This window comes from Streptomyces sp. (genome assembly GCF_035563135.1).
GTDB lineage: Bacteria > Actinomycetota > Actinomycetes > Streptomycetales > Streptomycetaceae > Streptomyces.
This window is the reverse complement of sequence record NZ_DATMVN010000311.1, coordinates 1-8542: the sequence shown is the minus strand read 5'-3', so window position 1 is coordinate 8542 and position 8542 is coordinate 1. Positions and strand designations below refer to the sequence as shown.

Genomic DNA, 8542 nt, shown 5'->3' with positions numbered 1-8542 from the left:
GCCCGCCGCCGCGGTGCGGACATGGCTGGCCGACCGGGAGGAGGAGGGATGACCGACCCGCCGTGGCGGCGCGCCACGAAGTCCTACACACCGGGTGTGCCCGCCTGGGGCGCGCTCACCAGCGAGCAGGAGCAGGAGGCGTTCACCTCGGTCCTGATGCAGGGTGTCACCCCCGACTGGGCCTGGTCGGGATCGACCGGCGCCGGGGTCCGGGTCTGCGTCGTGGACAGCGGGGTGCAGGGCGACCATCCGCTCGTCGGCGGCGTCGACCAGGCGGTGACCGCGGTGGAGAACGACGACGGCACGGTGGGGATCGAGGAGTGCGCTCCCACCGACCTCGCCGGCCACGGCACGGCCTGCGCCGGGGTCATCCGCTCCCTCGCCCCGGAGGTGTCCCTGTCCTCCGTCCGGGTGCTGACGGACGGCAGGAACGGCAGCGGCCCCGCTCTGATCGCCGGCCTGGCCTGGGCCGTCGAGCAGGGGTTCGACGTCATCAACCTCAGCCTGGCGACGACCCGGCCCGCCCTGTCGGCGCAGCTCCACGAGCTGGTGGACCGCGCCTACTTCCGGCGGTGCGCCCTGGTGGTCTCCGCGCACAACCGCCCCGTCCCGAGCTTCCCCTGGTCGTTCTCCTCCGTGATCTCGGTGGCGAGTCACGACGAGGAGCACCCCATGACCTACTACTACAACCCGGCCCCGCCGGTGGAGTTCCACGCCCGCGGGGTGCGGGTCCCCGTCGCCTGGCCCGGCGGCGGCACCATCCGCTCGACCGGCAACAGCTTCGCCGCGCCGCACATCTCGGGCCTGTGCGCGCTGGTGCTCGGCAAACACCCGTGGCTCACGCCGTTCCAGCTCAAGACGGTTCTGTTCCTGTGCGCCGGCAACGTGGTCGGCCAAGGTGGAGGTGAACATGACATTATCCGATGACGGTGCGGCGTCCGCCGAGCGTCGGCTGCTCCAGTCCGTCGTCGAGGTCGCCCGGCACGCCTTCGGGGCGGCGGCCTCCTCGATCTTCCTCGTGGACCCCGTCAACGGCGACCTGGTCTTCGAGGCGGTCGCCGGTGAGGGGGACGGACAACTCGTCGGCACCCGCTTCCCGGCCGGCACCGGCATCGCGGGCTGGGTGGCCGCGTCGGGACAGTCGATGCTCGTCGACGACCTGCGGGAGTCCCGGCACTTCTCCGGCCAGGCCGCCCAGTCGACCGGGTACGTGCCCAACAGCATCATGGCCGCGCCCCTGTTCGGGGAGGAGGACTGCGTCGGGGTGCTGGAGGTGCTCGACCGCTCCACCCACCACGTACGGGAGACGGCCGACGTCGGGCTGCTCGACCTCCTGGCGGGCCAGGCGGCCATCGGCCTGGAACTCCTGACCCGGCTGCGGGCCGCGACACCCGACCAGCGTTCGGACCGCGCCCTTCGACTGCTGGAGATGGCCGAGGCACTGCTCGTGGAGAACGCCCGTGGCTGAGCGCCGCGTGCTGCTGCTGACCCGCAGTGGCGACGGCGAGTTCACCCGGGTGGCCGGCCTGCTGCGGCGGATCGGTGTCCCCGTCCACCGTCTCGACGCGGACCGTCTGGAGGGCATCGGCGTCAGCTGGGGGAGCGAGGGCCTGACGCCGGCCGGCGGACGCCCGTTCACACCCACCGTCGTGTGGCGGCGCCACTTCTCGACCCGTGCGGCCCCGGCCCCGCCCGCCGTCGCCGACGGCATGCTCTACCGGGATTCGTGGGACGCTCTCGCCGACGGCCTCCTCGCCGGTGCCGGCGAGGCCGTCGGCGGCACCGACCCGGGCCAGCCCCGGCAACTGGCCCAGGCGGCGGCCGCCGGTGTACGGGTGCCGCGGACCCTGCTCACCACGGACCCCTCCGAGGCCGCCGCGCACCTTCCGCCCGGGCGCCATGTCGTCAAGGTGGCCGACCGGCACTACGTGGAGCCCGTACCCGGCCGGCTGACCTGGTACCTGCCGCGCGTCGTCGAGGACCATGACCCGCCCGGTGCCCCCGGGGTCCCCCGGGGCACGCCCGTCCTGGTGCAGGAGTACGTCGAGCACGAGGCGGAGCTGCGCGTCTACCTCGCCGGCGACGAGATCGTCGCCTTCGACGTGGCCAAGGCGGACCCCCGCGACATCTGGGACCGCCCCGACCGGGTCCGGGTGCGCCGGGTGGCCCCGCCGCCCTCCGTGACGGCCGCCGTGCGCACCCTCGCCCGCGGGTGGCACCTGCGCTACGGCGCCTTCGACTTCCTCCTCGCCGGCGGGGAGGCGGTGTTCCTGGAGATGAACGCGCACGGCGACTGGCTCTGGTACGAACGCCGCGCCGGCTCCGATGCGGTCACCCAGGCTGCCGTACGCATGGTGCGCGACCTGCACCGTTCCCTGACCGGGGCCCCCGCCCGCCCCGTCGACCTGCTGGCATTCCTGGGCGCGGGCGCCACCGGCGACGGCCGCCAGGGATGACGGGCCCGCTTCCCGCCCGGCCACCGGGTTCACTTCTCCGGTGCGGGCGCAGCGGCCGTCACGGGGCGGCTCCCTGACCGGGGGTCAGCGGGCCGGCCGCGCCGTCGATCCCCGCTCCATCAGCTCCGCGCCGATGGTCGCCATGCCTCCCGGCGGGGGCTCCTCCTTGCCCATCGCCAGCCGGCCGGCCCGCGCCCCCGCCTCGTACAGCGGCAGCCGTACGGTCGTCAGGGCCGGCACGGCGTCCACCGAGAACGGCAGGTCGTCGAAGCCGGCCACCGAGACGTCCTCGGGGATGCGGAGCCCGAGGTCGCGGACGGCCGCGCAGGCGCCCAGGGCCACCGTGTCGTTGGCGGCGACGACGGCCGTCACCTCCGGTTCGCGGCGCAGGAGTTCCAGGGTGGCGTCGTAACCGGAGCTCCGGTCGTAGGGCCCGTGCACGGTGACGTTCTCCTCGTCCCCGTACAGCCCGGCCGCCTTCATGGCCTCGCGGTGGCCCTCCAGGCGGTGCCGGGTCGTGGTGCGCTCCAGGGGCCCGGCGACATAGCCGACCCGGCGGTGGCCCAGGGCGATCAGATGCTCGGTGAGACGCCGGGCGCCGCCCCGGTTGTCGAAGGCCAGCGCGGCGGTCACCGCGTCGGTGCCGGGCAGCGGGGGCCGCCCGCAGAAGACGATCCGGGTGCCGGCGTCGGCGAGCCTCGCCAGCTTCACGGCCATCGCGGCCTGATGGGCCGGATCCTCCAGCGCGCCGCCGGTGAGGACGACGGCCGCGGCGCGCTGACGCTGGAGCAGGGTGAGATAGGTGAGTTCGCGCTCGGGGGAGCCGCCGGTGTTGCAGACGACGGCGAGCTTCTCGCCGCCCGCGCGTCCGGTTCCGTCACCCGGGCCGCCGATCTCGCTCTGCGCCGCTCCGGCCATGATGCCGAAGAACGGGTCGGCGATGTCGTTGACCAGGATGCCCACCAGGTCGGACGTGGCGGCGGCGAGCGAGCTGGCCGGGCCGTTCAGCACGTAGTCCAGGTCGTCCACCGCGCGCAGGACCCGCTCCCGGGTGGACGAGGCCACCGGATAGTTGCCGTTCAGGACACGGGACACGGTGGCCGGGGACACCCGGGCGCGGGCCGCGACGTCCGCCAGGGTGACTGTCATCGCTCTCCTCCGAGGAGTTGTGGAGCGGCACCCCTTGTCCGGGCCGCTGTCGGCAGGCTAGCGTCATACCGGATAGAAAGCGCTTGCTACGGCTGTATGGAGGAACTTCGTGACACGCAGGACAGTGCGCATCGCCATGAACGGCGTCACGGGACGCATGGGGTACCGGCAGCACCTGGTGCGCTCGATCCTCGCGATCCGCGAGCAGGGCGGCCTCGACCTCGGCAACGGCGAGATGCTGTGGCCGGAGCCCGTGCTCGTCGGCCGCAGGGCCCACGCGCTGGAGGCGCTCGCCGAGCAGCACGGTCTGACCGAGTGGTCGACCGACCTGGACGCGGTGCTCGCCGACGAGTCGACCGACATCTACTTCGACGCCCAGGTCACCTCGGCCCGCGTCGAGGCGATCAAGAAGGCGATCGCCGCGGGCAAGCACGTCTACACCGAGAAGCCCACCGCCACCGACGTCGAGGGCGCGCTCGAACTGGCCCGCCTCGCCCGCGACGCGGGCATCAAGCACGGTGTCGTCCAGGACAAGATCTTCCTCCCCGGCCTGCTCAAGCTGAAGCGCCTCATCGACGGCGGCTTCTTCGGCGAGATCCTCTCCGTGCGCGGCGAGTTCGGCTACTGGGTCTTCGAAGGCGACTGGCAGGAAGCCCAGCGCCCCTCCTGGAACTACCGCGCGGAGGACGGCGGCGGCATCGTCGTCGACATGTTCCCGCACTGGGAGTACGTCCTGCACGAGCTGTTCGGCCAGGTCACGAGCGTCTCCGCACACGTGCAGACCCACATCCCGCAGCGCTGGGACGAGCAGGGCAAGCCCTACGCCGCCACCGCCGACGACGCGGCGTACGGCATCTTCCAGCTGGCGGGCGGCGCCGTCGCCCAGATCAACTCCTCCTGGGCCGTCCGCGTCAACCGCGACGAACTCGTCGAGTTCCAGGTCGACGGCACCCACGGCTCCGCCGTCGCGGGCCTGCGCAACTGCCGTGTCCAGCACCGCTCGGCCACCCCCAAGCCGGTCTGGAACCCCGACCTCCCGGCCACCGAGGCGTTCCGCGAGCAGTGGCAGGAAGTCCCCGACAACGCCGTCTTCGACAACGGCTTCAAGGCCCAGTGGGAGCTCTTCCTGCGCCACATCGTCCTCGACGAGCCCTACACCTGGGACCTGATGGCCGGCGCCCGGGGCGTCCAGCTCGCCGAGCTCGGCCTCAAGTCCTCGGCCGAGGGCCGCCGCTTCGACGTACCGGAGCTGACCCTGTGACCATCCACCTCCCGCAGGGGCCGTACGAGCCCCGCGCCACCCCGCTCGACCTCGCACCGTCCGGGGCGCCCCTGGCCTCCCGTACGGTCTTCTCCGCCGCCCACGTCGTCGCCGACCCGTACGCCGACATCAGCCCCGACGACCCCGCCGCCGTCGACTGGGACGCCACCCTCGCCTTCCGCCGCCACCTCTGGTCGCACGGCCTGGGCGTCGCCGAGGCCATGGACACCGCACAGCGCGGCATGGGCCTGGACTGGGCCGGCGCGGCGGAGCTGATCCGCCGCTCGGCCGCCGAGGCGAGGTCCGTGGGCGGCCGGATCGCCTGCGGAGTGGGCACCGACCAGCTCACCGGCCCCGCCACCCTGCCCGAGGTGCGCGCCGCGTACGAGGAGCAGCTCGCCCTGGTCGAGGCGTCCGGCGCCCAGGCCATCCTGATGGCCTCCCGCGCCCTGGCCGCCGCGGCGAAGGACCCCGAGGACTACCTGGAGACGTACGCCCATCTCCTGCGCCAGGCCACGGAACCGGTCGTCCTGCACTGGCTCGGCCCCATGTTCGACCCCGCGCTGGAGGGCTACTGGGGCAGTGCGGACCTCGACGCCGCCACGGACACCTTCCTGAAGGTCATCGCCGAACACCCGGACAAGGTCGACGGCATCAAGATCTCGCTCCTGGACGCCGAACGCGAGATCGACGTACGGCGCCGTCTTCCCGGCGGGGTGCGCTGCTACACCGGTGACGACTTCAACTACCCCGAGCTCATCGCGGGTGACGACCGGGGCTTCAGCCACGCCCTGCTCGGCATCTTCGACCCGCTGGGCCCGCTGGCCGCCCACGCGGTGCGGGTCCTGGACACCGGGGACACCGAGGGCTTCCGCGCCCTGCTGGACCCCACGGTCGAACTGTCGCGCCACCTGTTCAGGGCCCCGACCCGCTTCTACAAGACCGGTGTCGTGTTCCTCGCCTGGCTGGCGGGCCACCAGGACCACTTCACGATGGTCGGCGGCCTGCACTCCGCCCGTTCGCTGCCGCACCTGGCGAAGGCGTACGAACTCGCGGACCGGCTCGGCCTGTTCCCGGACCCCGAGCTGGCCGAAGCGCGTATGCGCGCCCTGCTGAGTGTCCACGGAGGAAGCCGATGAGCGCCGCACTGTCCCGCCTGTCCATCAACCAGGAGACGGTCCGGCAGCTGTCCCTCCCGGAGCTCGTCGAGGGCTGTGCCAAGGCGGGCATCGGCCAGGTCGGCCTGTGGCGCGCCCCGGTGCAGGCGTACGGCGTCGAGCGCGCCGGGCGGCTGATGAAGGACGCGGGCCTCACCGTCACCAGCCTCTGCCGCGGCGGCTTCCTCACCGCGACCGACCCCGCCGAGCGGGCCCGCGCGCTGGACGACAACCGCGCGGCCCTCGACGAGGCCGCGGGCGTGCACACCGACACGCTGGTCCTGGTCTCCGGCGGCCTCCCCGAAGGGGAGAAGGACCTGTACGGCGCCCGGGAGCGCATCGCCGACGCGCTGGCGGAGCTGGCCCCGTACGCCGCCGAGCGGGGCATCCGTCTCGCGATCGAGCCGCTGCACCCGATGTTCGCGTCGGACCGCTGCGTCGTCTCCACCCTCTCCCAGGCCCTGGACCTCGCCGAGCGCTTCCCGGCCGAGCAGGTCGGGGTGGTCGTCGACGCGTACCACATCTGGTGGGACGACCAGGTGCCCGCACAGATCGCGAGGGCGGGCGCCGGCGGCCGGATCCACTCCTTCCAGCTCGCCGACTGGATCACTCCGCTTCCGGCGGGCGTTCTGGTGGGGCGCGGCCAGCTGGGCGACGGCTGCGTGGACTTCCGGTCGATGCGCCGTCAGGTCGAGGCGGCCGGCTTCGACGGGCCGGTCGAGGTCGAGATCTTCAACGAGGAGCTCTGGGCCCGGGACGGCGCCGAGGTGATCGCCGAAGTGGCCGCGCGGTATCTGGAACATGCCTGCTGAGAGCGGCCGGAACGACCGAAGGTAAAGAGATCGTAAAGGCGTGCAACCTTTGCGTGCCCTCCCCGGTCGTACTCAGCGTCGGGACTTCCGGGGAGGGGTCCGGGGGGATTCGGGAAGCCCGACGGAGGGGGAAAGCGAGGGGGGTCCGGCCTGTGGGCCGGGCCCCATTCCGCTTTCCGGGCCGCCGGCCGCCCTCGGAGCCCTTCAGCCGTCGAACCCGCGGCGGGCCGCCTCGATGTGGCCGAAGTTCCGGTGGGTCCAGTCGCACATCACGTCCACCGTCTTCCGCAGCCCCTGACCCGGCTCCGTCAGGGTGTACTCGACCTTCGGCGGAACCGTCGGATACACCGTCCGCTCGACGAGGCCGTTGCGCTCCAGCATGCGCAGGTTCTGGGTGAGCATCTTGTGGCTGATCCCCTCGACCTCGCCCCGCAGCTCACTGAAGCGCAGGGTGCGGTCACCCAGGGCCTCGATGATCAGGAGCGCCCACTTGTTGGCGACGTCCGAGAAGATCTCCCGCGCCAGCGAATCCGCGCGCCGCAGATCCGCCTGTTCCTCCGGCGAGCCGCTGAACTGCTTGGTCACCATCAGGTTCCCCTGTCACTGAAAAGTGCGTTCTTCCACGTCAGGGCTCACTCTCCTACGGTTCGTGAGTAACCACAAGAGAGCACGCGTCGGCCTGTCGGGCCACGCGGCGAGGAGGCGGACAGCATGGCCATCACCCTGAGCAACCCCGCAGGACTTCCGGAGATCGACGTCTACCGGCAGGTGTCGGTCGCGACCGGTTCGAAGCTGGTCTTCGTCGCCGGGCAGGTCTCCTGGGACGCGGACGGCGCCCCGGTCGGCGAAGGCGACCTGGCGGCCCAGATCGAGCAGTGCTACGTCAATGCCGCCACCGCGCTGGCGAGCGTCGGCGCCTCCTTCGACGACGTGGCGAAGCTGAACGTCCACGTCGTCGACTGGACCCCCGACAAGATGCCCCTGCTCCTGGAGGGGATCTCCCGGGCGGCCGCCCGGCTGGGGACCACCCCGGCACCGCCCGCCACGATGCTGGGCATCGCCGCGCTGGACGTCCCAGAGCACCTGGTCGAGATCGAGGTGATCGCGGTCATCGACTGAGGGGGAGGCGGCCGGGCCCGTCCCCCCGCCGGGGACGAGGGCGGGCTCCGTCGGCCGGCCATGGCCGGCGGAGTTCCTGTACCGTCGTCCCGGGCCCGGACCGTTCAGGCGTGTCCCCCTCACCGCCCGCCAATATGCTTGTGCCGCGCGGTACTTCGCCCAGCCGGCGGCCGGGGGGTGAGGTCCGGTCGTGCGTGGGTGCGGAGCGCGCCACGACGCCGAACCCGAATATGAGTAAGGAAATGGCATGGCACGTGAGCATGATCCTTCCAGACACATACCGCCGAGTTCGGACACGTCCTCCGGCGCTTCCGGTCCGTCCGGGAACTCGTCGGCACCGGCCCGCCGGGCGGTGCCGACGCAGGGTGCGGCCGGGGATCCCGGCGACGCCCCGAGTCCCGGCGGCCTGAGCGGAGGCAAGGACACGCGGTCCGCTCCGGCCGGCCCGGACGCCGGCGCGCAGGGCCCGACGAGCGAGCGTGCGGAGAGCGGGGACTCCGGGAGCGGCGCTCCCGAGGGTGCGGACGCCCGCACACGGACCGCGAAGCGAGCGGGCGCCGCCGGAGCCACCGCCACTGCTTCCGGCAC

The 8542-nt window shown here is 72.7% G+C and carries 9 protein-coding genes and 1 pseudogene; 8 read left to right on the top strand and 2 right to left on the bottom strand.

The window, feature by feature from the left end; genetic code table 11:
* The first annotated feature begins 48 nt into the window (after positions 1–48).
* The 3 genes from VN520_RS13635 to VN520_RS13625 are packed head-to-tail and all read left to right on the top strand — an operon-like array spanning position 49 to position 2456.
* Complete coding sequence (locus VN520_RS13635; protein ID WP_325747158.1) at positions 49–927, top strand: S8 family serine peptidase; 879 nt, start codon at positions 49–51, stop codon at positions 925–927.
* Entirely contained in the window at positions 911–1468 is a 558-nt protein-coding gene (locus tag VN520_RS13630) for a GAF domain-containing protein (protein WP_325747157.1), read from the top strand. Before VN520_RS13635 ends, VN520_RS13630 begins: the two co-directional genes overlap by 17 nt.
* Positions 1461–2456, top strand: coding sequence for a hypothetical protein (locus tag VN520_RS13625; protein ID WP_325747156.1), 996 nt, complete (start codon positions 1461–1463; stop codon positions 2454–2456). Before VN520_RS13630 ends, VN520_RS13625 begins: the two co-directional genes overlap by 8 nt.
* 84 nt (positions 2457–2540) lie before the next feature.
* On the opposite strand, the gene VN520_RS13620 is transcribed toward VN520_RS13625, so the two are convergent.
* Positions 2541–3605 (bottom strand): LacI family DNA-binding transcriptional regulator, encoded by a 1065-nt coding sequence (locus VN520_RS13620; protein ID WP_325747155.1) that lies wholly within the window; start codon positions 3603–3605, stop codon positions 2541–2543.
* 109 nt (positions 3606–3714) lie between these two features.
* On the opposite strand from VN520_RS13620, the gene VN520_RS13615 reads away from it, so the two are divergent.
* The 3 genes from VN520_RS13615 to VN520_RS13605 are packed head-to-tail and all read left to right on the top strand — an operon-like array spanning position 3715 to position 6835.
* A complete protein-coding gene (locus VN520_RS13615) occupies positions 3715–4866 on the top strand; it encodes a Gfo/Idh/MocA family oxidoreductase (protein WP_325747154.1) in 1152 nt (383 codons plus the stop codon).
* Positions 4863–6005: a dihydrodipicolinate synthase family protein gene (locus tag VN520_RS13610; RefSeq protein ID WP_325747153.1), complete on the top strand. Its 1143-nt coding sequence runs from the start codon at positions 4863–4865 to the stop codon at positions 6003–6005. The genes VN520_RS13615 and VN520_RS13610 overlap by 4 nt, the downstream gene beginning before the upstream one ends.
* Positions 6002–6835: a sugar phosphate isomerase/epimerase family protein gene (locus VN520_RS13605; protein ID WP_325747152.1), complete on the top strand. Its 834-nt coding sequence runs from the start codon at positions 6002–6004 to the stop codon at positions 6833–6835. The genes VN520_RS13610 and VN520_RS13605 overlap by 4 nt, the downstream gene beginning before the upstream one ends.
* Positions 6836–7039: 204 nt before the next feature.
* Here the strand turns inward: VN520_RS13605 and VN520_RS13600 are convergent, their stop codons facing one another.
* Positions 7040–7423, bottom strand: coding sequence for a helix-turn-helix domain-containing protein (locus VN520_RS13600; RefSeq protein ID WP_325747151.1), 384 nt, complete (start codon positions 7421–7423; stop codon positions 7040–7042).
* 123 nt (positions 7424–7546) lie between these two features.
* Here VN520_RS13600 and VN520_RS13595 point away from each other — a divergent pair, with 123 nt between their 5' ends.
* Both VN520_RS13595 and VN520_RS13590 read left to right on the top strand, forming a co-directional pair.
* A complete protein-coding gene (locus VN520_RS13595) occupies positions 7547–7954 on the top strand; it encodes a RidA family protein (RefSeq protein ID WP_325747150.1) in 408 nt (135 codons plus the stop codon).
* Between the two features lie 352 nt (positions 7955–8306).
* A pseudogene (locus tag VN520_RS13590) lies at positions 8307–8542 on the top strand (hydrogenase expression protein HypA); the annotation flags it as partial.

Bases quoted from the DNA above. Each gene is read 5' to 3' on its own strand.
- VN520_RS13635 (WP_325747158.1), top strand. From the start codon at position 49: ATGACCGACCCGCCGTGGCGGCGCGCCACGAAGTCCTACACACCGGGT.
- VN520_RS13630 (WP_325747157.1), top strand. From the start codon at position 911: ATGACATTATCCGATGACGGTGCGGCGTCCGCCGAGCGTCGGCTGCTC.
- VN520_RS13620 (WP_325747155.1), bottom strand. From the start codon at position 3,605: ATGACAGTCACCCTGGCGGACGTCGCGGCCCGCGCCCGGGTGTCCCCG.
- VN520_RS13605 (WP_325747152.1), top strand. From the start codon at position 6,002: ATGAGCGCCGCACTGTCCCGCCTGTCCATCAACCAGGAGACGGTCCGG.
- VN520_RS13600 (WP_325747151.1), bottom strand. From the start codon at position 7,423: ATGGTGACCAAGCAGTTCAGCGGCTCGCCGGAGGAACAGGCGGATCTG.
- VN520_RS13595 (WP_325747150.1), top strand. From the start codon at position 7,547: ATGGCCATCACCCTGAGCAACCCCGCAGGACTTCCGGAGATCGACGTC.